The organism is Winogradskyella wandonensis (assembly GCF_004346845.1).
Taxonomy (GTDB): domain Bacteria; phylum Bacteroidota; class Bacteroidia; order Flavobacteriales; family Flavobacteriaceae; genus Winogradskyella; species Winogradskyella wandonensis.
In genome coordinates, this window is sequence record NZ_SMGI01000002.1 from 353,097 (window position 1) to 375,218 (window position 22,122).

The following is a 22,122-nucleotide window of genomic DNA, read 5'->3' on the forward strand; positions in this document are numbered from 1 at the left end:
AATGCCCAAAATAACTAAAAGATATATTAATAGATTATCTTTACAGGAACTATTTATTAACGATTTTTAATGCAATTAAAAGACAAGCTTCTTGCGCAACGTATCTATCTTTTTTTAGGCGCACTTTTCATCACGTCGCTGGTTGTATCCAACCTTATTTTTCAAAAGTTTTTTTATTGGTATCCTTTGGATATCGAAATTTTTGGCAGTAAACTTTTTGAAATTTCAGTAGGAATTTTACCGTACCCTATTACCTTTTTAATTACAGATTTAATCAGTGAGATTTACGGAAAAAAGCGAGCAAATGAAGTGGTGATAGCAGGAATTTTTGCATCATTCTTTTCTATGCTTATTATTTACACCGCCAATACCGTTCCTGCAACATCTTGGTCTCCTGTAAAAGATGGCATCTTTACAACAGTATTTGGTAGTACAGCAATAGCAGTTTTTGCAAGTATGATGGCCTATCTTTTAGCTCAGTTTGTAGACATCCAGATTTACCATTTCTGGAAAAGACTAACAAAAGGCAAGCACCTTTGGCTTCGTAATAATTTCTCAACCTTTCTGTCGCAGTTTGTAGATACAGCAACTGTACTTATCCTTCTCTGTAGTTTTGGTAAAATTGAGTGGGACAAGTTTTTAGGATTATTAGTAGCTGGATTCTTATTTAAAGTTCTCATTGCAATCATAGACACACCTTTTCTCTATTTGGGAGTACATTTGTTTAGAAGGCGATTCAGGCTAAAAGTTAACGAAGAAATTGATTTAGCTTAAAATCTTCTTAAACTTAAGCCCTTAGCGAACTTTTCCTCAATAATTTTCGTATACTAATTATCTCTCTATAAATTTTATTAAGAAAAAAAGTAATGAAGAAAGTATTTAAAGTTTTAGGAATATTAGTTTTAATTTTTCTAGTCTTATTAGTTAGTATTCCTTTCTTTTTAGAATCGAAGATTGATACAATCGTCCAAAACTATGCGGATAAAAATCTAAAGGCAGAACTTAGTTTTGATGATATTAGCCTAAGCTTAATTAGTAGCTTCCCTAAGGCAGAAATTAGTATTGACAACTTAAAGATTATTACTCAAGCTCCTTTTGAAAACGAAACGCTGGCAGCTGCTAAGTCCCTTACTTTTGAGATGCCTATAAAAGAGTTGCTTAAAGGATCTGAAGAACCTTTGACTGTTAACGAAATTATCGCCGACGAGTTATTATTAACACTTAAAACTAACGCCTCAGGCAATGTTAACTATGATATTGTAAAAGAGACTAACGAAACTTCGGAAAGCTCAAATAGTGAAACTTCTTCAGATGCGTTTAGCTTCGATATAGAACATTACGAGATTAACAACAGTGCCTTTACCTATATAGACGAAACTACTAATACAAAATTCTACGCAACAGAGATTAATCATACAGGTAACGGAATTTTTTCAGGCAACCTCTCAGAATTAGACACTAAAACCGATGCAAAAATCAGTTTATCTTCCGAAGATTCCGAGTACCTCATAAATAATCTAATAAAATTAGATGCGTTAATCGATTTAGACTTAGAACAAAACAAATACACATTTAAGGATAATAAAGGGTTTATAAATGCCCTTCCTTTAGAGTTTCAAGGTTATATTCAATTGGTAGAAAAAGGGCAAGAGATAGACATCAGCTTTAAAAATCCCGAGTCGTCCTTTAAAGACTTTCTAGCGGTTATTCCAAAAGCGTATACCAAAGATATAGCCAATGTTGAAACCACTGGTGACTTTACAGTAAACGGCATAATTAAAGGCTTAGTTTCTGAAGAAACTATCCCAACATTAGATATTAAAATCAATTCTAAAAACGCCTCTTTTAAGTATCCTCAATTACCAAAACGTGTAGAAAACATCGTTATTGATGCTTCAGTAAAAAACACAACTGGAGACATTGATGACACTTATATAGACATCAATCAGCTTAACTTTAAGATTGACGAAGATGTTTTTAAATCCGAAGCACATATTAAAAACCTAACCAAAAACATTTTGGTCAATGCTGACCTAGATGGCGTACTTAATTTGGCAAATATCACAAAGGCTTACCCTGTTGAGCTAGATAACCAATTGAGCGGCATACTTAAAGGCAAGCTAAATACGTCTTTTGATATGGATGCGATAGAGACCAACGCCTATCAACGCATTAAAAATAATGGTACAGTCTCTGTCACTGATTTTATTTTCTCGTCTGAAGATATTGTAAATCCAATACAAATTAATACCGCCGACATGAGCTTTAAGCCTGGTATGGTGACCTTAAATAAATTTGAAGCCTTAACAGGGAGAAGCGATTTGTATGCTACAGGAGTTATTAATAATCTTCTTGGCTTTTTACTAAGTGATAAAAAATTGCAAGGCGATTTTAAAGTGACTTCTGATAATTTTGTGATTTCAGATGTTATGGTTGAAGACGAAACAGTCTCAGACGCATCTAACAAGGTGACATCAGATTCTGAATCTTTAAAAATTCCAGACTTTTTAGATTGTGTTATTTATGCCAATGCTAAAAATGTGGTTTACGACAATCTCAATCTAAAAAATGTAAGCGGAAGACTCAAAATTAAAGACCAAAATGCCAATCTTAGTGATATGACTACAGATTTGTTTGATGGCAAATTAGGCATCTCTGGTAATGTTTCTACAAAAGAAGCCAAACCAAAGTTTGATATGGAATTGGCCATGCAACAGTTTGACGTTTCCAAATCTTTTAAAGAATTAAAATTATTAAAAGCATTAGCGCCAATCGCCAAAGTTATTCAAGGAAAACTTAACTCTACTATAAAATTAAATGGGCTTTTAGATGAAAACTTCTCTCCTGATTTAAGTACAATTTCTGGTGATGCTTTGGCAGAATTATTAACTACAAAGCTATCGGTTTCACAGAGTAAAATTTTGGAAGGTTTAAGCTCTAAATTCGATTTTATAGATTTTAGTAAACTTGATTTAAAGGACTTAAAAACAAAATTAAGTTTTGAAAATGGTCAGGTTTCTGTAAAACCTTTTACTATAACCTATAAAGATATTCCCATTGAAATTTCGGGTACACACAGCTTTTCTAACGACATGAATTACAGTGCTGTTTTGCAAGTTCCTGCAAAATACTTAGGCTCCGATGTAAACAATTTGATTGCAAAAATTAATGATAATGATGTGAATAAAATCACCATTCCTGTTACTGCAAATATTGGTGGCACATTTACAAATCCAGATATTAAAACCGATTTATCAAGCGGCGTTTCTAACCTGACTAAACAACTTATTGAAATCCAGAAACAAAAACTAATAGACAAAGGTTCGGATAAAGTCAATGATTTATTAGGCGGAATTTTAGGCGGCAATACAAAACCGAAAGATTCTACAAAAGTTGATACGACTAATAAAAAAGCCAATACTACGGTTAAAGAAGGTGTAAAAAATATCTTGGGTGGAATTCTGAAAAAGAAGAAAAAACCACAAGATTCGACTAAAAATTGATGATTTTCGTTCGTTTTTAATCAAAAAGCGTTAAAAACAGCTAAAATTTTGGAATTCTCAGATATTAGAGTATGTTATTAAATGTATTAATTTTAAAAACATACTATGAGGCAATTAAAGATTACCAAGCAAGTTACGAATAGAGAAGACAAATCATTAGATAAATATTTACAAGACATTAGTAAAATTCCTCTAATTACAGCAGACGAAGAGGTAGAACTTGCTCAACAAATAAAAAAAGGTAGTCAACTTGCACTCGATAAATTAACAAAGGCAAATTTAAGATTCGTAGTATCGGTAGCAAAGCAGTACCAAAACCAAGGTTTAAGATTACCCGATTTAATTAATGAAGGTAACGCAGGTTTGGTCAAAGCAGCAAAGCGCTTTGATGAAACTAGAGGATTTAAATTTATTTCATACGCTGTTTGGTGGATAAGACAATCCATACTTCAAGCACTTGCAGAGCAGGCAAGAGTTGTAAGACTTCCGTTAAATAAAATTGGTACCATCAATAAAATTAGAAAAGCCTACGCCTATTTGGAGCAAGTAAACCAGCGACCACCAAATGCTGAAGAAATTGCAAGAGAATTAGATATGAGCATAAGAGAAGTAAAGTCCTCTATGAAAAATTCTGGTCGTCATGTATCCATGGATGCGCCACTTAAGGCAGACGAAGATTTTAGTTTATATGATGTAGTTTCTGAAAAAGATTCTCCTAAACCAGATAAAAGTCTTATGGCAGAGTCTCTTAATACAGAAATTGAGCGCGCTTTAAATACCCTTCCAGAAAAGGAAAGTCAAGTTATAAAAATGTGCTATGGCATTGGCGAAAAGCATCCTATGACTTTAGAAGAAATAGGACAAACCTTTGATTTAACGAGAGAACGCATAAGACAAATAAGAGAAAAAGGAATTCGTCGCTTAAGACAAACAAGTAGAAACAAAGTTTTAAAAACATATTTAGGATAGCACTCTCATTCCTAGTAAAAAAAACAGCTTTTTTTAACGTAATTTAAAAAGTTGTATTATCTTTGCACACTCTTTAGTAAATAGACAATACAAAACACGATATGATTAAAATAGAAATCAAGGAAGGCGAAAACATTGAAAGAGCTCTTAAAAGATACAAGCGTAAGCACAGAAATGTGCAAATTATGCAAAACTTAAGAGAGTCTCGTTATTTTACAAAACCTTCTGTTAAGCGTAGAAGAGAAATCCAAAAAGCGGAGTATATTCAAAGATTAAGAGACGCAGAAAACATATAAGTTTTTATATTACTATAAAATTAAAAGCGACCAAATAGGTCGCTTTTTTTGTGTTCAAATTGTCTAAACAACTTGCGCACTACCTGAATTTTTCTTCTTCATTTTCTGCTTTAACTTCTACGGGTTGTATTGGTCGGTCCTCATAGAAGTGTTCAAAAGTTTTATCAGTTTCATAATCGTCTGTCAATACTTTGTAAACCATTAAAACTACCAATATTTGTCCTGCTACCGTTAGATAAAACACCCAATTAAAAGGAAAACCCATAGCGCACATCACCATTATCGTAACTAACAACAAGGTGGTTATCGTAACATATACCATTGGAGATACTTTCTTCATCATTACTTTTTTGTCTAAATTAATTTAAAAAAAGTTAAACAAAAAGCAATTTAACGCATTTATAACACCTAGTTTTATATAATAACCTCTACGACCAATCCTTCGTTAGCTCGAATATTAAAAACAGTATCGTCTTCAAAAATGAAATATTGCCCTTTTACGCCAACCAGCTTACCAGAATAACGTCCCTCTTTTTTTAGGTTCAAACTTTTAGGCTTTTCTGGATATTGATGTACAGGAAAATGAAGTTGAGTTTCCTCGTTATAGTCAATAAAATAGCCTTTTGCTTCTTCGGGAATGTGAATTTTAAGTCGCTCTCGCCATGCTTTTAAGTCTTCATCTGCATTGTCATTTCTCAACATTTTTCGCCAATTAGTCTTATCTGCCACGTAATCTTTCAAGGCTACTTCTGTAATGCCTGCCAAATATCTATTTGGCACCTCGACAATTTCTATAGCCTCATGCGCACCTTGGTCTATCCAACGTGTAGGCACCTGACTTTTTCTTGTCACACCGACCTTAACATTACTAGAATTCGCCAAATAAACGATATGTGGTTGAAGCTGTATTTTTTTTTCGTAGTCCAAATCTCGGTCTTCTTTGTCTAGATGTGCAGTACTTAATTCGGGGCGCATAATCCAATCGCCTGCGCTAGGCATATCAAAAAAACAACTTTTACAAAACCCTTGCCGATATATGTCTTTTTGTAAACCACAGCTTAGACACTCTTCGCCCACGTACTTAATTTCAATAAACTTATCCAATAACTGATTAACGTGGATAAAATCGTTCTTAAATACTAAATAATACTGAATTGGATTTTGAAACTCAGTTTGCATTTTAGTAAGCACACCGCTGTAAACCATAACAAAATTTTCTTAATTTTAGCTTTTAGTATTAATTACCAACCAAACGTATTATTGCCTAATGCCGTTTAACGGCTAAAGATAACCAATCCATGCCAATTCCTATAGTCAATTCCATTGCTTCGTGGTTTTTAAAAAAACGGTTTCACCAGATTGAATTGTTTCTAAAATACCCTCACGATGTCCAAAACGAATTACTTTTTAGCCTCTTAAAATTTGCCAAGGACACAGAAGTTGGAAAACAATACGATTTTGCCTCTATAAAGTCTTATGAAGAATTTAATCGCCGTCTACCTATCGTAAATTATGAAGGCATTCAGGCACAGATTGAGCGTTCTAGACAGGGCGAACAAAATATTTTTTGGCCAAAACCAATAAAATGGTTTGCCAAATCTAGTGGTACAACAAATGCAAAGAGTAAGTTTATTCCTGTAAGTACAGAATCTCTCGAGGATTGCCACTATGCGGCAAGTAAAGATTTACTTTGTATGTATCTAAACAATAATCCTGAATCGCAGCTTTTCACAGGAAAAAGTTTAAGATTAGGTGGCAGCAAAGAACTTTATAAGGAAAACGGAACTATTTTTGGAGACTTATCGGCGATACTAATAGACAATATGCCGTTTTGGGCAGAGTTTAGCAGCACGCCAAGTAGTAAGGTCTCTTTAATGAGCGAATGGGAAGCCAAAATGCAAGCCATCGTTAACGAAACTATTAACGAGAATGTAACCAGTTTAGCAGGTGTACCTTCTTGGATGTTGGTGTTACTAAATAATGTGTTAGAAGAAACAGGAAAAGATAATCTATTTGATATTTGGCCAAATCTCGAAGTGTATTTTCATGGCGGTGTAAGCTTTAATCCGTACATCGAACAGTATCGGTCTATCTTACCTGGCAGAACATTTAAATACTATGAAATCTATAATGCCTCTGAAGGTTTCTTTGCAATACAAGACAAAAACTACTCTGGCGATTTATTGCTTATGCTAGACTATGGTATTTTTTATGAATTTATCCCAATGGAAACCTATGGCACATCCGAAGAAAAAGTGATACCACTAAGCGCGGTAGAACTCGATAAAAACTATGCTGTAATAATAACCACCAATGCTGGTTTGTGGCGTTATAAGATTGGTGATACCGTAAGATTTGTAAGCCTTAGCCCATATAGAATAAAAGTATCTGGACGGACCAAACATCACATCAATGCATTTGGCGAGGAACTGATTATAGAAAATGCAGAAGATGCTCTGAAAAAAGTATGCAAACGAACAGGAGCAGAAATTGTAGATTATACAGCAGCTCCAATTTTTATGCAAGGCAAAGAAAAGGGAGCTCATGAATGGCTAATTGAATTTAAAACACCACCTGAGAATTTTAATTATTTTTCCGAATTGTTTGACAATGCACTTAAAGCGCTTAATTCTGATTATGAGGCAAAGCGCTACAACAATATGACGCTTAAAAAACCTACCATTCATCAAGCGCGACCAAATTTATTTTACGATTGGTTAAAACAGAATGATAAGTTAGGCGGACAACACAAGGTGCCTCGGTTATCAAATTCTCGAGATTATTTAGATGAACTTCTAAGACTAAATTCGTAACCGTTTATCCCGATTTTGAACTCATTTATAATTTATATCGAAAAATAACAACGCCTTGTCTAATTTGATTTGAAGAATACAAACTTAAATCTATATTGCTACTAATATCAGCCGCTTATATTTAGTATTGATTAATCCAAAGCATAAAAAACCCAGACCTTTGTCTGGGTTTTCTTATTGTCTTAGACTATTTAAATATTAAGAAACTGCCTTTAATTTCTTAAGTGTAGATTTTGTCAACTTTTCTTCCGCATAAGCTTTTGTAACATTGAGTTTTGTTTCATCAGAACCTGGCAAATGAAACATCGCATCTGTTAGAATCTCTTCACAAAGTGAACGTAATCCTCTCGCGCCTAATTTGTATTCGATGGCCTTATCTACAATAAATTGCAAAGCACCGTCAGTAATATTTAAATCAACATCGTCCATTGCAAACAGCTTTTTGTACTGCTTTACAATAGCATTTTTCGGCTCTGTTAATATGGCCCTTAAGGTTTTAGAATCTAGTGGATCCATATGCGTTAAGACTGGTAAACGGCCAATAATTTCTGGGATTAAACCAAAATCTTTTAAATCCTTTGGAATAATGTACTGTAGTATATTATCGTTATCTACATTATCATCGGAGTTAATAGAGCTGTAACCGATGGCTTGCATATTTAAACGCTTAGTAATAACACGTTCTATACCATCAAAAGCACCGCCAGCTATAAACAAAATGTGCTCTGTATTAACTTCTATAAATTTTTGGTCTGGGTGCTTTCGTCCTCCTTTTGGTGGTACGTTAACAACGGTTCCTTCTAATAATTTTAATAACGCTTGCTGAACGCCTTCTCCAGAAACATCTCTAGTGATTGATGGATTATCGCTCTTACGCGCAATCTTATCGATTTCGTCGATAAAAACAATGCCTTTTTCAGCCTTTTCTAAATTATAATCTGCAGCTTGTAGTAATCTGGTTAAAATACTCTCTACATCTTCTCCAACGTAACCAGCCTCGGTTAAAACCGTAGCATCTACAATTGCTAAAGGTACATTAAGCATTCTAGCAATAGTTTTTGCCATAAGTGTTTTTCCTGTACCGGTTTGCCCAACCATGATAATATTACTCTTTTGTATTTCGATATCATCATCTGTTGGTGGCTGTAATAAACGCTTATAATGATTGTATACCGCAACAGACATAACACGTTTTGTATATTCTTGTCCTATGATATATTCGTCTAAAAAAGCCTTTATTTCTTTTGGTTTTTTTAGCATTAGCTCTGCACTGAGCTCTGCATTGGACCCTTGCTTGGATTCTTCTATAACAATACCATTGGCTTGCGTTATACAACGATCGCAAATATGCGCATCTAATCCCGCAATAAGCAAATTGGTTTCTGGCTTTTTCCTACCACAAAAACTACATTCTAATTCTTCTTTTGCCATTTAAACTTTGTTTAGTTTCCGCATGAGCGGAAATCTCTATTTTAATTTGAAACTGAAAGTTTAAGGCTATAAGCTTTTAAACTGTCAATTATAATTTGATAATCTTAAAATGTTTCTCTCCCGAAGTTTCGGGATGTCACTCGAAAATAAATTTATTTATTTGTCGAATTAAGTGAAATTTACTTTGCTCCCAAAACTTCGTCAATCATTCCGTAAGCCAATGCTTCATCAGACTTCATCCAATAATCTCGGTCAGAGTCTTTTTCTACTTGCTCATAAGGCTTCCCTGAATGAGTTGAAATAATATTATACAATTCTTCTTTTACTTTAATAGTTTCTCGAACAGCAATTTCCATGTCCGAGACTTGCCCCTGTGTACCACTCATGGGTTGATGAATCATTACCCTAGAATGTTTTAGTGCAGAGCGTTTTCCTTTCTGCCCTGCACATAATAATACGGCTGCCATAGATGCTGCAATACCTGTACAAATGGTAGCTACGTCTGGTTTTACGAATTGCATCGTATCATAAATTCCTAAACCAGCGTACACTGAACCTCCTGGCGAATTGATATAAATTTGAATATCCTTTGATGCATCTACACTTTGTAAGAATAATAATTGTGCTTGAATAATATTAGCCACCTGGTCGTTGACGCCAGTGCCCAAAAATATAATACGATCCATCATAAGACGTGAGAATACATCGAAGATAGCGATGTTCATCTGACGCTCTTCAATGATATTTGGCGTTAGATTAGTAGGATACATACTTTGTATAATCTTACTGTAGTAATTACTATTTATTCCTTGATCTTTGGTTGCAAATTTTTCAAATTCTTTTCCGAAATCCATATGTTATAATCTGTTTATCGTTTAAATTATTAAGGCGCAAAATCAATCGATTTTACGCCTTAAAGATACAATTTATATTGCTAAATGATTAACTGTAAAATTCTTTTACAAAATCATCATAGGTAATCTCTTTTGTTTTAAGATTAGCCTCCTTTTTATACAATTCTAAAAGCTTTTGACTCATCAATTGTTCTGACAATCGTCTAACCTCGTCTTGGTTAGACAAGATACGTGCCGCGATGTCTTCAAGCTCTTTTTCAGTTGGGTTCATCTGACCAAACTGAGCCATTTGACCTTTTATCATTTGCATGGCGTATGCCTTTAAATCCTCAAATTGTACTTGAAGATTATGCTCTGTTATCAATTTACCTTCGATAAGCTGATAACGCATACTTTTTTCTGACTTTTCGTATTCTTCTTTAGCCTGCTCTTCTGTCATTGGTTCTTCGCCTGCTGTTTGCATCCACTTTTGAAGAAACTCCGCAGGTAAATCGAATTTTGTACTTTCAACTAGATATTCGGTAACATCGTTTAACAATTTTTGGTCACCTTGTTGAGCAAATTGCTTTTCGGAATCTTCCTTAATTTTTGCCTTAAGCTCAGTTACGGTTTTAACAACGTCCTTACCAAATAACTTATCGAATAATTCTTGGTCTAGATCTGCTAATTCGCGCTTATTAATTTCAGATACTTCAAAAGACACTTCGACATCTAAGTCGTGGGCATCGTCATGAGATACTTTTAAATACGTCATTAAATCGTGTGCATCTTCGAATAAATTCTTAGTTTTTACTGTAATGACATCTCCAACTTTAGCTCCAACAAATTTCTTAAGATTTGTTTTGCCTTTAATTTTACTTACCTCGAACGTAGCTACATTTTCTATTCCTGCCTCTTCATTTGTAAACTTACCTGTTACTTCTGAGTCTTCTGTAACTTCGTTCTGGGAAACTATTTTACCGTATTGTTTTTGTATATGCTTGATTTGATTATCAATCATTTTATCGTCTGCAACAATATGGTAGTGTGTAATAGCCTTCTTTCCTTTTAGCTTTACATCAAATTCTGGCGCTAAACCTAACTCAAATTCAAAAGAAAATGCATCTGCATCCCAGTCTAAATCGTCTTGTGGTTTTGGCAAAGGATTACCTAATACATCTAGCTTTTCTTCTACCAAATACTTGCCAAGCGCATCTTGTAATAATTTATTAACCTCATCTACCAAAACCGCTTTACCGTATTGCTTTTTGACCATACCCATTGGCACGTGCCCTTTTCTAAAGCCAGGAATATTAGCAGATTTACGGTAATCTGATAAGATTTTCTCTACTTTGTCGCTATAGTCTTCTTTAGCGATATCTACTTTTACAACAGCGTTTAACGCATCGATGTTTTCTCTTGTAATGTTCATTATAATACAAACTAAAATTGGGCTGCAAAAGTACATATTTTTTTGCAACCCAACAATAGTTTTAAGGTATTGATTTTTAAGGCTTTTTCTCTTCTTTAAATACAGATAGAAGTATCGATTGTAAGATGGATAGTAAGATACTAAAAAGTATAGCCGTCCACAGTCCGTTAACCGCAAAGCCATCAATAAGTTTGTCGGCCAGTAAAATTATGAGTGCATTTACAACTAATAAGAACAATCCAAAAGTTAAAACCGTTATTGGCAATGTTAGAATAACTAAAATTGGCTTTACTAAAAGGTTTAATATAGAAAGTACAAGGGCTACAATTATTGCACCCACGTAACCATTTACGGTAACTCCACTTAAAAAATGAGCTAGAACGAAAACGGCAAAAGCATTAATGAGTAAGCGCAAGATTAAATTCATGATTGAAACAGTTAGTGTTAGATTTTAAAGTTACGTTTTTTCTATAACATTAGGCACGGATAAATTCTACAACAGATTTATAAAACGCTTTTGGGTTTTCTGCGTGTAGCCAATGTCCAGCATTAGAAACAGTCTCGATTTTAGCATCTATAAAATGCCGGTGGATAATGCCCTCGTCTGTAGGGCCGATATATTCGGACTTATCGCCACGCAAAAATAGAGTGGGCTTACCAAAAACCGCTTGTGACGGCAAAGCTTCACCTACTTCGGACACATGTTCTCTTAAAATTGGGAGATTAATACGAAGTCCTAATTTTCCTTTTTCTACCCAATACAAATTCTTCAATAAAAACATACGTGTTCCTGCATCTGCGACGTAATGGGCCAACGTTTCATCTGCTTCTCCTCGAGATTTTATTAGTGTAAAATCTAAATTTGATAAGCCGTCTAAAATAGCATCGTGATGTACAGGATAATATCTCGGAGAAATATCAGCGACTATTAATTTTTTGACATATTCTGGAAATCTAGTGGCAAAGGTCATAGCTGTTTTGCCTCCCATGGAATGACCAAGGAGTATTATTTCTTTGAGGTTATTAGCATCGCAGTATGCCTTTAAATCTTCGGCCATAATGTCGTAATCAAATACGTCTGAATGAAAACTTCGTCCATGATTACGCTGGTCGACCAAATGCATTTGGTAATCTAATTCTGAAAATTGCCGCGCTAACGTTTTCCAATTATCGCCCATCCCCAAAAAACCATGAAGAATAACGAATGGCTGTCCTTTACCTATAATGTTACTGTGTAGAATCATGACAACCGATGTAAATACATTTGAATTACATTCTCGATACCCAAATACAAACTTTCCGATATTAAAGCATGACCAATAGAGACTTCTAAAAGACCTTCTATATTTTCTTTGAAAAATTTGATGTTATCTAAAGACAAATCATGACCTGCATTAACGCCAAGCCCTAACTGATTTGCAATCTTGGCGCACTCTGTATAAGGCTTTATTGCATCTTGATTTCCTAAGGAGTATTGATGCGCAAACGCTTCGGTATAGAGCTCTATGCGGTCTGTGCCAGTTTCTTTAGCACCTTCGATTTGCTTTACCACTGGATCAACAAAAATAGACGTTCTGATATTATTTCGATTAAACTCCGAAATTACTTCAACTAAAAAATCTTTATGCTTTATTGTATCCCATCCAGCGTTGGATGTTATGGCATCAATGCTATCTGGAACTAAGGTAACTTGGGTCGGCTTTGTTTCTAATACCAAATCGATAAATTTTGGAATAGGATTTCCTTCTATATTATACTCGGTATGCACAACAGGTACTAAATCTCGTGCATCTTGATACCTAATATGCCGCTCGTCTGGTCTAGGATGTATGGTAACACCTTCTGCACCAAATCGCTGCACATCTTTGGCAAATTGCACCACGTTTGGGACATCTCCACCTCTACTATTTCTTAGAGTTGCGATTTTGTTAATATTAACGCTTAGCTTTGTCATTTCTCTTAATTTTAAAGACAAAAATACAAAGTAGACCACGCTTTTTATGGTTATTTTTGATTAATTTGCAGAACACTAGATAATTGATTTATGCAGTTACAAGATTACATCATAAACGACATAAAACCATTAAACATTAATGATTCTATTGGCGATTTACAGTTGCTGTTTAACCAATTAACCTATTCTCATATTCCTATTGAGAAAGATGGTATTTACCTTGGCTGCATACCAGAAACAGACGCACACTGCTTTGAGGCTAAAAAATTGATTGCCGATTGCAGCTATACCGCAGAAGGTTTTTTTGTGCGCACCACAACCAATTGGCTAGATGTTTTGGAAGCATTTGCACAGAACAACAGTAATATTATGCCTGTATTAAGTCCTGAAAACAAATACTTAGGATATTACGAGCTTAATGATATTATTCATCTATTTAACGAAACGCCTTTTTTCTCAGAACCAGGAGGCATTTTAATTGTCGAAAAAGGGCTTCAAGATTATTCGTTTAGTGAAGTTAGTCAAATCGTAGAGTCTAATAATGCCAAGTTATTAGGCGCCTTTATTTCTAAAATCGAAAATGATTTAGTACAAATCACTTTAAAGATTGGTAATACAAGTCTAAATGATGTTATGCAAACGTTTAGACGTTACAGTTACAATGTCGTTTCCGGACACGATGACGATAGTTACATAAATAGCTTAAAGGATCGCTCGAAGTATCTTGATAAGTACTTAAACATGTAGCTGATGAAAGTTGCAATCTACGGTCAGGACTATGCTAACAGCAATAATTCAGTTGCCTTTAAAACGCTTCTAGATAATCTGCAAGATTATAATATTGATGTTTTTGTTGAAGAAGATTTCTTAGCATTACAAGATGTTGTGTTTCACAACGATTGGTCCATTGGTGTTTTTACGGAATTAGATAACAGTTACGATTTACTCATAAGTATAGGTGGTGATGGCACTATTCTGCGCGCCATAACTTATGTAAAAGATTTAGACATTAATATTGTTGGAATAAATACTGGAAGACTAGGATTTTTAGCAACCATACAGACAAATGAGATAAAAGATGCTCTTAAATCTATTTTCAATGGCCAGTATAAATTATCGAAACGCTCTTTGCTTTCTGTAAGTGTTTCCCCAGAGCACGATGATTTAGCAATAACCAATTTTGCACTAAACGAAGTTACCATAAGTCGAAAAAATACGACCTCTATGATAACCGTTGAAACGCATCTTGATGACGAATATTTAACCTCTTATTGGGCAGATGGGTTAATACTAGCCACTCCAACAGGGTCTACAGGATATTCTTTAAGTTGTGGCGGCCCAGTGATTTCCCCAGAAACAAACAGCTTTGTGTTAACACCTATAGCACCTCATAACCTTAATGCCAGACCATTGGTTATTCCCGATAAAACTAAGGTAAAACTTAGAGTTAGCGGTAGAGAAAACCAATTTTTACTTTCTCTAGATTCTAGGATCATTACCTTACCAAATTCTGCTACTGTAAAAATTGAAAAGGCAAAGTTTGAAATTAAAATGGTGGAACTGCACAGCGAAAGCTTTTTAGATACACTAAGAAAAAAAATGCTTTGGGGAGAAGATAGACGCAACTAAACAATAAATGCCCGTAAATTCTGTTTTCTGTAAGACAATTTGTATCAAATTGTTAAAGAGTAATCTTAATTGTTATATTTGCAAACTTTTAAAATTTTATGAGGTATTTTTTAGTTCTTTTATTAAGCCTATTTAGCATACAAATCTCTCAGTCTCAAATTTATGAATTTGGTATTTTTGCTGGTGGAAGCAACTTTGTTGGCGACGTAGGTTCTACAAACTATATTTCACCAAATACTTTAGCCATCGGAGGACTTGTAAAATGGAATCGTAGCCCAAGGCATGCATTTAGAGCCTCTATTATTTATACCAATCTAAAAGTAGAAGACAGCAAATCCGATGACCCTAGACGTGTGCAACGTGGTTATGGTTTTCAGAACGGACTTTTCGAAGCATCCATTGGTATGGAGTTTACATTTTTCGATTGGGACCTTCTTGACCTAGCACCAAAAGGAACACCGTATTTATACACTGGTATTTCTGCTGCAAATCATGAGAATTTTTACTTTGACAACGGCACGTTAACCTCAGAAAACACAAACAGCTGGGCTTACGGAATCCCTATGGTTCTTGGATATAAGCAAGTTATAAGTCCACATATTATCCTTGCGGCAGAGGTAGGTGCTAGATACACCTTCTCTGATGAGTTAGACGGAAGCGTACCAGACGCAGACTTTAGACAACAGTTTAGTTTTGGGAATATAAACAGTAACGATTGGTATGTCTTTAGTGGACTAACCTTAACCTATACCTTTGGTCAAAAACCATGTTATTGCGATTTTTAAATGAAACTAATAGACCAAATAGACCGTAACAATTTACCCAACCATATTGCAATAATTATGGATGGCAATGGTCGTTGGGCTAAACAAAAAGGAATGGTCCGGGTATTCGGGCACGAAAGTGGCACAAAGTCCGTAAGAGAAACAGTCGAAGCTTGCGCAGAAATTGGTATAAAAAATTTAACGCTTTACGCGTTCTCTACCGAGAATTGGAATAGACCAAAATTAGAAGTTCAAACCTTAATGAAACTTCTAGTTAAATCTCTAAAAAAAGAGATAAAAACACTTCAAGACAACAAAATAAAACTTACGGCAATAGGATGCTTAAAAGATTTACCCGAAAAAGCATTTAACGAACTGAAATTTGTTGAAGAAAAAACGAAAAATAATGAACATATGACATTGACTTTAGCCCTGAGCTACGGTTCTCGCGAAGAAATTGTTAATGTTGTTAAAGAATTATCATTTAAAGTTAAAAATAATATAATTTCAGCCGAAAGTATTGACGAATCAATTATAAATAAGCATCTTTACACGCACGATTTACCTGATGTAGATTTGCTAATTCGCACTAGTGGAGAACAACGAATTAGCAATTTTTTGTTATGGCAAATTGCATACGCAGAATTATATTTTACGGATGTTTTATGGCCCGATTTTAAAAAAGAACATTTAATCGAAGCTATTAAAAATTATCAAAACAGAGAACGACGATTTGGAAAAACAAGCGAACAGCTTACCTAAAAGCATAAACAAAAAAGCATTGAAGAATTTTTACGCTTTTCTATTAATTATATTAGTTACGGTTTCTCAAAGTTTGAATGCCCAAACAGGAGAAAAATATATTATTAACGACATCTTTGTTACAGGAAACACGGCTTTTAATGCCAATACCATCATTACATTTTCAAAATTAAAAAAGGGACAAGAAGTTACTATAGGTGGCGAAAAGATTGGCGAAGCTGTAAAGAAACTGTGGAAATCTAATCTATTTAGTTCTATTGATATTTATTTTACAAATATTACTGATGATAACAAAGTAGATATAGAAATCAATTTATCCGACTTGCCAGAACTAAACGAGGTAACAATAGAAGGCGTAAAAAAAGGAAAGAAAGACGAAATTCTTGACGAAAACAACTTAAAACAGCGTGTTAAAGTAACCGAAAATTTAATCACTACAACCAAGAATTATCTTACTAACAAATACAAGAAAAAAGGATTTTTAAATGCTAAAGTTAACGTTACTACGTCCGAAGTAACAAATGATTCGATTGAAAAAAAGCGTGTTAATATGCGTATTGATATCGATAAAGGAAACAAAGTAAAAATAAAATCCATCACATTTAATGGCAACGAAAAGCTTAAGGATAAGAAGCTTAGAAAAGCCATGAAAAATACGAAACAAAAAAATCCGATTCGACTTTTAAAACGCTCTAAATACGTCGAAGCAGATTACAAAGAAGATTTAGTTAGCCTTATCGATAAGTACAAAGAAAACGGCTACAGAGACGCCAGAGTTGTTAAAGATTCTATCATCTACAATGATGACCAAACTATAAGCCTCGTCATTGATGTTGAGGAAGGTGAAAAATATACTTTTGGTAAAATTGATTTTGTTGGTAATACGGTTTATTCAGACGAGTTTTTGTCTCAGATTCTTAGAATCGAAGAAGGTGACACCTACAATGGCGTGGAATTAAAAAAGCGTATCGCTAATGAAGAAAAACCAGATGGTATAGATATTACAAACGTTTATCAAAATACTGGGTATATGTTCTCTACAATAAATCCTGTAGAGGTCAGCGCTGATGGTAATGTAATTGACTTAGAGATACGAATCACCGAAGGTAAACCAGCTTACTTTAATAGCGTTACTGTAAAAGGTAACGATGTTACTAACGACCATGTCATTTATAGAGAAATACGCACACGCCCAGGTGAATTGTATAGTAGGGCAAATATCATTAGAACAATAAGAGAACTTGGGCAACTAGGATTCTTTAATGCTCAAGCTATTGTTCCAGATATTAAAAATCCAAATCCCGTTGATGGCACCCTAGATATAGAGTATACCGTAGAAGAGCAAGGATCTAGCCAAATTGAACTACAAGGTGGTTATGGTGGCGGTGGCTTCATCGGAACTTTAGGATTATCGTTTAACAACTTCTCACTAAGAAATATATTCAATGGCGAAGCCTATAAACCAGTACCAAGAGGAGATGGGCAAAGTCTAGCACTTAGATTACAAGCAAGTCAGTTCTTTCAAACATATAGTTTTTCTTTTAGCGAGCCTTGGTTAGGTGGTAAAAAGCCATTCCAGTTATCCTCTTCTATATCTTACTCTAAACAATTTCAATTTAATCCTGCAACACGTAGAGCAGATAGAAGTCAAAGTTTCAATATTTTGGGTATAACTGTCGGCATTTCAACTAGACTTAAAGAACCAGATGATTACTTTTTGTTTTCTCAAGCCTTAAGTTATCAAAACTATAACTTAAATAACTTTAGATCTGGTCTTTTTCAGTTTCAAAATGGTACATCTAACAACTTAGCGTACACCATTGGATTAACACGTAACAATACCTATAACGACCCAATCTATCCAACAGGAGGTTCAAACTTTGCGATATCGGCTAAATTATCCTTACCATATTCCTTGTTTAACGGTGTAGATTATGGTGCGTTAAGAGAAGAAAGAGATAATCCTGCAACAACACCAGAGCGTATTGCAGAAATTGACCAAGAGCGTTTTAAATGGCTAGAATTTTACAAAGTAAAGTTTAAAGCAGATTGGTACGCAGAAGTTGCAAAAAAATTAGTTTTAAGACCAAGTGTAGAATTTGGCTTCTTAGGTGCTTATAATAATGATAGAGGTGTCATCCCTTTTGAGCGTTTCTTCTTAGGTGGTGATGGTTTAGGGAACTTTGCATTAGACGGGAGAGAAATTATTCAATTAAGAGGGTATCCTAATCAATCGTTGTCTTCGCAAGATGGAGCGTCTATTTATAATAAGTTTTCATTAGAGTTAAGATATCCTATTACCTTAGGTCAAGGTGCAAAAATATACGCTCTGTCCTTTTTAGAAGGCGGTGCTTCGGTTAATAGTTTTAGAGATTTTAATCCATTTAACTTACAGCGTTCGGCTGGTTTAGGTGTAAGAATTTTTATGCCAGCATTTGGATTATTAGGTATAGATTTCGGTCATGGGTTTGACCCACTTCCTGGGCAGTCACAAAAAAATGGTTGGGAAACTCACTTTATTATTGGACAACAATTTTAAGTTTGGCACGATATTTTCTAATTGCATAATAACATTTCATACTGGTGTTAAAATTTTTAAGAATATATTTCGTTTATTTGAAGTATTGCTCTCTTTCAATAGTAATGAAAGTGCATAAAATAACGGAATTAGATAAATTAAAATACAGACCCATGAAATTTAGAGTTCTTTACATATTGGCTATCGTTGGTTTTATGAGCCTTAATGCTCAAACGGTGCGAGGTGCAAGAATTGGCTATATAGATACAGAATATATACTTGAAAATGTTCCAGATTATCAAGAAGCAAATGCGCAATTAGAGCAAAAGCTTACCAAGTGGAAGTCTGAAATTGAAAAGAAATTAGCAGATATCGAGACCAAAAAAAAGGCTTTGGAGAACGAGAAAGTGCTTTTAACCAAAGAGCTATACGAAGAGCGATTAGAAGACTTATCTTTTGAAGAAGCAGAGGTCTTAGACTATCAGCAAAAGCGTTTTGGTCCGGGTGGTGATATGGTAATTCAACGTACACAATTAATGCAGCCTGTACAAGACCAAATTTGGGCAGCGGTAAAAGAAATAGCAGAAAACAAAAAATACGATTTTGTTTTTGATAAAAACGCTGATTTTTTAATGCTATATTCAGCAGAACGTTTTGATATTAGTGAACAAGTTTTACGGATAATAACAAGAGCATCGGCAAGAGAGCAGGCCAAAACAAAAAAAGAGCGTAAAGCTTTAGAGGAAGAAGAAGCTGTGCCAGAAGTAAGTAAAACTAAAGACGAACGCGCTAAAGCTCTAGAAGAGCGCAAAGCTCAGCGCGAAGCAGAACTAGAACAGAAACGTTTGGACAGAGAAAAAGCACTAGAAGAACGAAGACAAAAGCAGAAAGAAGCTAGAGAAGCAAAAAGAAAGGAAGCCGAAGCACGACGAGCAAAAATAGCCGAGGCACGTAACAAAAGAGAGAATCCAGAAAAGGCGGAAGCTGAGAAGAGCGCAGATACATCTGCCTCTAAAAAAACTGCAAATAGTACTGAGAAAGGTAAAGCCGCAGTGAAATCAGACTCGACTAAAGCAAAATCACCTAAAGATGCTCTAGAAGCAAAAAGAAAAAAGGCTTTAGAAGAAAGAGAAGCGCGTAAGAAAGCTTTAGAAGAACGAAAGAAAAAAATCTTAGAACAACGCAAAAAAGCCAGAGAAGAACGATTAAAACAATTAAGAAAAAACGATTCTATTCGTAAAGCAAAAGCGAAAGAAAAAGAAGATAATTAACATACAATAAGTAAAAACACGTAAACAATAAATTAAAATGAGAAGATTAAAAACACTACTATTAGCAATGACCCTTTTTGTTGGTGGTATAAGCATGGTAAACGCTCAGGCCAAGGTTGCACATGTTAACACACAGGAGATTCTTAAGACATTTCCAGAGTATTTAGCAGCACAGGAGCAAGCAAAGAAGCTTGGTGAAAGCATGAGGGCTACTGACGAGAAGCAGTTTAACGATATGGTTAAAACTTTAGAAGATACTGCTGCAAGATACCAAAAAGAGGCACCTACACAAACGGACCAGAAGAATGACGAGCGTGTAAAAGAAGTTGAGAAAATGCGTAATAGCATTGCAGAATTTCAGCAAACATCACAATACAATATCGAAAAAGCGCAGTTCGAAAAAATGGCACCTGTGCAAAAGAAAGTAATGGATGCCATTAATAAAGTAGCAAATACTTTAGGATACGAATATGTATTAGATAGAGCCTCTTTAGTTGTGGCTAACGGTAAAGACATTACTGCAGAAGTAAAGAAAGAATTAGGATACTAATCTTTATTAAAGAATTATAATTTAAAAGCCGCTTATTTAAAGCGGCTTTTTATTTTTGTAGTACTATGAGTAATCATCCCATTGGTATTTTCGATTCTGGTATAGGCGGCACATCCATTTTTAAGGAGATTCATGCCCTTCTACCTTTAGAAAACATAATCTATTTAGCAGATAGTGCTAATGCACCGTATGGGAATAAATCTAGAGAAGACATATTACAACTTTCTGTTAAAAATACAGAGCTTTTAATAGATAGAGGTTGTAAACTTATAGTCGTGGCCTGTAATACAGCAACAACAAATGCCATTGCTTATCTACGACAAAATTATAATATTCCTTTTATTGGTATAGAGCCTGCCATTAAACCTGCTTCATTAAACAGTCGTTCTAAATCTATTGGTATTCTAGCTACAAAAGGCACATTGAGCAGCGCGTTATTTCATAAAACTTCTGATTTATACGCTAAGGATGTAAAGGTAATTGAGCAAGTAGGCGAAGGTCTTGTACCACTAATTGAAGCTGGACAATTGCATTCTCAAGACATTAGGGATTTACTGAAAAAGTTTACATTACCAATGATTAAAGCGGAAATAGATTACCTCGTTTTGGGCTGCACGCACTATCCTTACCTTATACCAGAATTAAAAAAAATCTTACCAAGTCATGTTACTATTATTGACTCGGGTTTAGCCGTAGCAAAACAAACCGAAACGGTATTAAGAACAAAACAAATTCTTAATAACGAGGCGTCAACTCCGAAAATAGAGTTTTATTCAAATGGAGATATTTCAATTTTGAAGAAAATCTTAAACAATCAATTTCCTGTAAGTTATTTAAATTTTTGATGTTAGATTCTACGGCTTAAACCAGCTTGAATATTTAACGTAATTGTTAGCAATTCTGTTAATCTCTCCAGACACTAAATCTTCACTAATATCTTTAACTTTTTTAGCGGGCACGCCAGCATATACGCTTCCTGACTCAACAACTGTATTCTTTGTTACTACAGCACCAGCGGCGATTATACTATTGCTTTCAACAACGCAGTCGTCCATAACAATACTTCCCATTCCTATAAGTACATTATCTTTAATCGTACAACCATGAACAATGGCATTATGTCCTATTGATACATTATTACCAATAGTGGTTGGCGATTTTTTATAAGTTGCATGGATAACAGCTCCGTCTTGCACATTAACCCTATCTCCCATTTTAATAAAATGAACATCTCCTCTAATGACAGCGTTAAACCATACGCTACACTCTTTTCCCATAGAAACCTCGCCTACTATTGTTGCATTTTCAGCAACAAAACAATCTTCAGGAATTTCTGGATGTTTACCGTTTACAGGTTGTATTATTGGCATAAAATTTTTGTTTATGAGCACTTAGTC

The 22,122-nt window shown here is 34.7% G+C and carries 22 protein-coding genes; 13 read left to right on the top strand and 9 right to left on the bottom strand.

The window, feature by feature from the left end; translation table 11 throughout:
- The first annotated feature begins 69 nt into the window (after positions 1-69).
- The 4 genes from DFQ05_RS06415 (at position 70) to rpsU (ending at position 4,768) form a co-directional block, all read left to right on the top strand.
- Positions 70-774: a queuosine precursor transporter gene (locus DFQ05_RS06415; RefSeq protein WP_132704573.1), complete on the top strand. Its 705-nt coding sequence runs from the start codon at positions 70-72 to the stop codon at positions 772-774.
- Between the two features lie 92 nt (positions 775-866).
- Positions 867-3,503 (top strand): AsmA-like C-terminal region-containing protein, encoded by a 2,637-nt coding sequence (locus tag DFQ05_RS06420; protein WP_132704574.1) that lies wholly within the window; start codon positions 867-869, stop codon positions 3,501-3,503.
- A gap of 105 nt (positions 3,504-3,608) precedes the next feature.
- Complete coding sequence (locus DFQ05_RS06425) at positions 3,609-4,472, top strand: sigma-70 family RNA polymerase sigma factor (RefSeq protein ID WP_132704575.1); 864 nt, start codon at positions 3,609-3,611, stop codon at positions 4,470-4,472.
- 101 nt (positions 4,473-4,573) lie between these two features.
- Positions 4,574-4,768, top strand: coding sequence for a 30S ribosomal protein S21 (rpsU, locus tag DFQ05_RS06430; RefSeq protein WP_132704576.1), 195 nt, complete (start codon positions 4,574-4,576; stop codon positions 4,766-4,768).
- A 79-nt stretch (positions 4,769-4,847) separates the two neighbouring features.
- Here rpsU and DFQ05_RS06435 read toward each other — a convergent pair whose 3' ends face one another.
- Positions 4,848-5,111 (bottom strand): hypothetical protein, encoded by a 264-nt coding sequence (locus DFQ05_RS06435; protein WP_338419703.1) that lies wholly within the window; start codon positions 5,109-5,111, stop codon positions 4,848-4,850.
- Between the two features lie 71 nt (positions 5,112-5,182).
- The gene (locus tag DFQ05_RS06440; protein ID WP_132704577.1) at positions 5,183-5,974 is read right to left on the bottom strand and encodes a DUF2797 domain-containing protein; all 792 of its coding nucleotides are present in this window, start codon (positions 5,972-5,974) and stop codon (positions 5,183-5,185) included.
- 92 nt (positions 5,975-6,066) lie between these two features.
- Between DFQ05_RS06440 and DFQ05_RS06445 the strand changes: the two genes are divergently transcribed.
- Positions 6,067-7,581, top strand: coding sequence for a GH3 auxin-responsive promoter family protein (locus DFQ05_RS06445; protein ID WP_132704578.1), 1,515 nt, complete (start codon positions 6,067-6,069; stop codon positions 7,579-7,581).
- A gap of 198 nt (positions 7,582-7,779) precedes the next feature.
- Here the strand turns inward: DFQ05_RS06445 and clpX are convergent, their stop codons facing one another.
- From clpX to DFQ05_RS06475, 6 genes are all read right to left on the bottom strand, one after another.
- Positions 7,780-9,012, bottom strand: coding sequence for an ATP-dependent Clp protease ATP-binding subunit ClpX (gene clpX, locus DFQ05_RS06450; protein WP_132704579.1), 1,233 nt, complete (start codon positions 9,010-9,012; stop codon positions 7,780-7,782).
- A gap of 179 nt (positions 9,013-9,191) precedes the next feature.
- Entirely contained in the window at positions 9,192-9,866 is a 675-nt protein-coding gene (locus DFQ05_RS06455) for an ATP-dependent Clp protease proteolytic subunit (RefSeq protein WP_132704580.1), read from the bottom strand.
- A gap of 88 nt (positions 9,867-9,954) precedes the next feature.
- Positions 9,955-11,277, bottom strand: a complete 1,323-nt coding sequence (tig, locus tag DFQ05_RS06460; RefSeq protein ID WP_132704581.1) for a trigger factor — start codon at positions 11,275-11,277, stop codon at positions 9,955-9,957.
- A gap of 76 nt (positions 11,278-11,353) precedes the next feature.
- The gene (locus DFQ05_RS06465) at positions 11,354-11,704 is read right to left on the bottom strand and encodes a phage holin family protein (protein ID WP_132704582.1); all 351 of its coding nucleotides are present in this window, start codon (positions 11,702-11,704) and stop codon (positions 11,354-11,356) included.
- A 49-nt stretch (positions 11,705-11,753) separates the two neighbouring features.
- Positions 11,754-12,521: an alpha/beta fold hydrolase gene (locus DFQ05_RS06470; RefSeq protein ID WP_132704583.1), complete on the bottom strand. Its 768-nt coding sequence runs from the start codon at positions 12,519-12,521 to the stop codon at positions 11,754-11,756.
- Positions 12,518-13,231 carry a pyridoxine 5'-phosphate synthase gene (locus DFQ05_RS06475; protein ID WP_132704584.1) on the bottom strand — a complete coding sequence of 238 codons (714 nt, stop codon included), beginning with the start codon at positions 13,229-13,231 and terminating at the stop codon, positions 12,518-12,520. The genes DFQ05_RS06470 and DFQ05_RS06475 overlap by 4 nt, the downstream gene beginning before the upstream one ends.
- A gap of 90 nt (positions 13,232-13,321) precedes the next feature.
- Between DFQ05_RS06475 and DFQ05_RS06480 the strand changes: the two genes are divergently transcribed.
- From DFQ05_RS06480 to murI, 8 genes are all read left to right on the top strand, one after another.
- A complete protein-coding gene (locus DFQ05_RS06480) occupies positions 13,322-13,978 on the top strand; it encodes a CBS domain-containing protein (RefSeq protein WP_132704585.1) in 657 nt (218 codons plus the stop codon).
- Positions 13,979-13,981: 3 nt separating this feature from the next.
- Positions 13,982-14,860 (top strand): NAD kinase, encoded by an 879-nt coding sequence (locus DFQ05_RS06485; RefSeq protein ID WP_132704586.1) that lies wholly within the window; start codon positions 13,982-13,984, stop codon positions 14,858-14,860.
- 98 nt (positions 14,861-14,958) lie between these two features.
- Positions 14,959-15,645, top strand: coding sequence for a type IX secretion system protein PorG (gene porG, locus DFQ05_RS06490; RefSeq protein ID WP_132704587.1), 687 nt, complete (start codon positions 14,959-14,961; stop codon positions 15,643-15,645).
- The gene (locus tag DFQ05_RS06495; protein ID WP_132704588.1) at positions 15,646-16,386 is read left to right on the top strand and encodes an isoprenyl transferase; all 741 of its coding nucleotides are present in this window, start codon (positions 15,646-15,648) and stop codon (positions 16,384-16,386) included.
- Positions 16,358-18,925, top strand: a complete 2,568-nt coding sequence (bamA, locus tag DFQ05_RS06500; RefSeq protein ID WP_132704589.1) for an outer membrane protein assembly factor BamA — start codon at positions 16,358-16,360, stop codon at positions 18,923-18,925. The genes DFQ05_RS06495 and bamA overlap by 29 nt, the downstream gene beginning before the upstream one ends.
- A gap of 152 nt (positions 18,926-19,077) precedes the next feature.
- Positions 19,078-20,175: an OmpH/Skp family outer membrane protein gene (locus DFQ05_RS06505; RefSeq protein WP_132704590.1), complete on the top strand. Its 1,098-nt coding sequence runs from the start codon at positions 19,078-19,080 to the stop codon at positions 20,173-20,175.
- Between the two features lie 37 nt (positions 20,176-20,212).
- A complete protein-coding gene (locus DFQ05_RS06510) occupies positions 20,213-20,725 on the top strand; it encodes an OmpH/Skp family outer membrane protein (protein ID WP_132704591.1) in 513 nt (170 codons plus the stop codon).
- A gap of 65 nt (positions 20,726-20,790) precedes the next feature.
- Positions 20,791-21,570 carry a glutamate racemase gene (murI, locus tag DFQ05_RS06515; protein WP_132704592.1) on the top strand — a complete coding sequence of 260 codons (780 nt, stop codon included), beginning with the start codon at positions 20,791-20,793 and terminating at the stop codon, positions 21,568-21,570.
- Positions 21,571-21,579: 9 nt separating this feature from the next.
- On the opposite strand, the gene DFQ05_RS06520 is transcribed toward murI, so the two are convergent.
- Positions 21,580-22,095 (bottom strand): gamma carbonic anhydrase family protein, encoded by a 516-nt coding sequence (locus DFQ05_RS06520; RefSeq protein ID WP_132704593.1) that lies wholly within the window; start codon positions 22,093-22,095, stop codon positions 21,580-21,582.
- Positions 22,096-22,122: the final 27 nt, after the last annotated feature.

Bases quoted from the DNA above. Each gene is read 5' to 3' on its own strand.
- DFQ05_RS06505 (WP_132704590.1), top strand. From the start codon at position 19,078: ATGAAATTTAGAGTTCTTTACATATTGGCTATCGTTGGTTTTATGAGC.
- DFQ05_RS06485 (WP_132704586.1), top strand. From the start codon at position 13,982: ATGAAAGTTGCAATCTACGGTCAGGACTATGCTAACAGCAATAATTCA.
- DFQ05_RS06475 (WP_132704584.1), bottom strand. From the start codon at position 13,231: ATGACAAAGCTAAGCGTTAATATTAACAAAATCGCAACTCTAAGAAAT.
- clpX (WP_132704579.1), bottom strand. From the start codon at position 9,012: ATGGCAAAAGAAGAATTAGAATGTAGTTTTTGTGGTAGGAAAAAGCCA.
- rpsU (WP_132704576.1), top strand. From the start codon at position 4,574: ATGATTAAAATAGAAATCAAGGAAGGCGAAAACATTGAAAGAGCTCTT.
- DFQ05_RS06470 (WP_132704583.1), bottom strand. From the start codon at position 12,521: ATGATTCTACACAGTAACATTATAGGTAAAGGACAGCCATTCGTTATT.
- DFQ05_RS06510 (WP_132704591.1), top strand. From the start codon at position 20,213: ATGAGAAGATTAAAAACACTACTATTAGCAATGACCCTTTTTGTTGGT.
- DFQ05_RS06415 (WP_132704573.1), top strand. From the start codon at position 70: ATGCAATTAAAAGACAAGCTTCTTGCGCAACGTATCTATCTTTTTTTA.
- porG (WP_132704587.1), top strand. From the start codon at position 14,959: ATGAGGTATTTTTTAGTTCTTTTATTAAGCCTATTTAGCATACAAATC.
- tig (WP_132704581.1), bottom strand. From the start codon at position 11,277: ATGAACATTACAAGAGAAAACATCGATGCGTTAAACGCTGTTGTAAAA.
- DFQ05_RS06445 (WP_132704578.1), top strand. From the start codon at position 6,067: ATGCCAATTCCTATAGTCAATTCCATTGCTTCGTGGTTTTTAAAAAAA.
- DFQ05_RS06465 (WP_132704582.1), bottom strand. From the start codon at position 11,704: ATGAATTTAATCTTGCGCTTACTCATTAATGCTTTTGCCGTTTTCGTT.
- DFQ05_RS06480 (WP_132704585.1), top strand. From the start codon at position 13,322: ATGCAGTTACAAGATTACATCATAAACGACATAAAACCATTAAACATT.
- DFQ05_RS06520 (WP_132704593.1), bottom strand. From the start codon at position 22,095: ATGCCAATAATACAACCTGTAAACGGTAAACATCCAGAAATTCCTGAA.
- DFQ05_RS06420 (WP_132704574.1), top strand. From the start codon at position 867: ATGAAGAAAGTATTTAAAGTTTTAGGAATATTAGTTTTAATTTTTCTA.
- DFQ05_RS06495 (WP_132704588.1), top strand. From the start codon at position 15,646: ATGAAACTAATAGACCAAATAGACCGTAACAATTTACCCAACCATATT.
- DFQ05_RS06435 (WP_338419703.1), bottom strand. From the start codon at position 5,111: ATGATGAAGAAAGTATCTCCAATGGTATATGTTACGATAACCACCTTG.
- DFQ05_RS06455 (WP_132704580.1), bottom strand. From the start codon at position 9,866: ATGGATTTCGGAAAAGAATTTGAAAAATTTGCAACCAAAGATCAAGGA.
- DFQ05_RS06440 (WP_132704577.1), bottom strand. From the start codon at position 5,974: ATGGTTTACAGCGGTGTGCTTACTAAAATGCAAACTGAGTTTCAAAAT.
- murI (WP_132704592.1), top strand. From the start codon at position 20,791: ATGAGTAATCATCCCATTGGTATTTTCGATTCTGGTATAGGCGGCACA.
- DFQ05_RS06425 (WP_132704575.1), top strand. From the start codon at position 3,609: ATGAGGCAATTAAAGATTACCAAGCAAGTTACGAATAGAGAAGACAAA.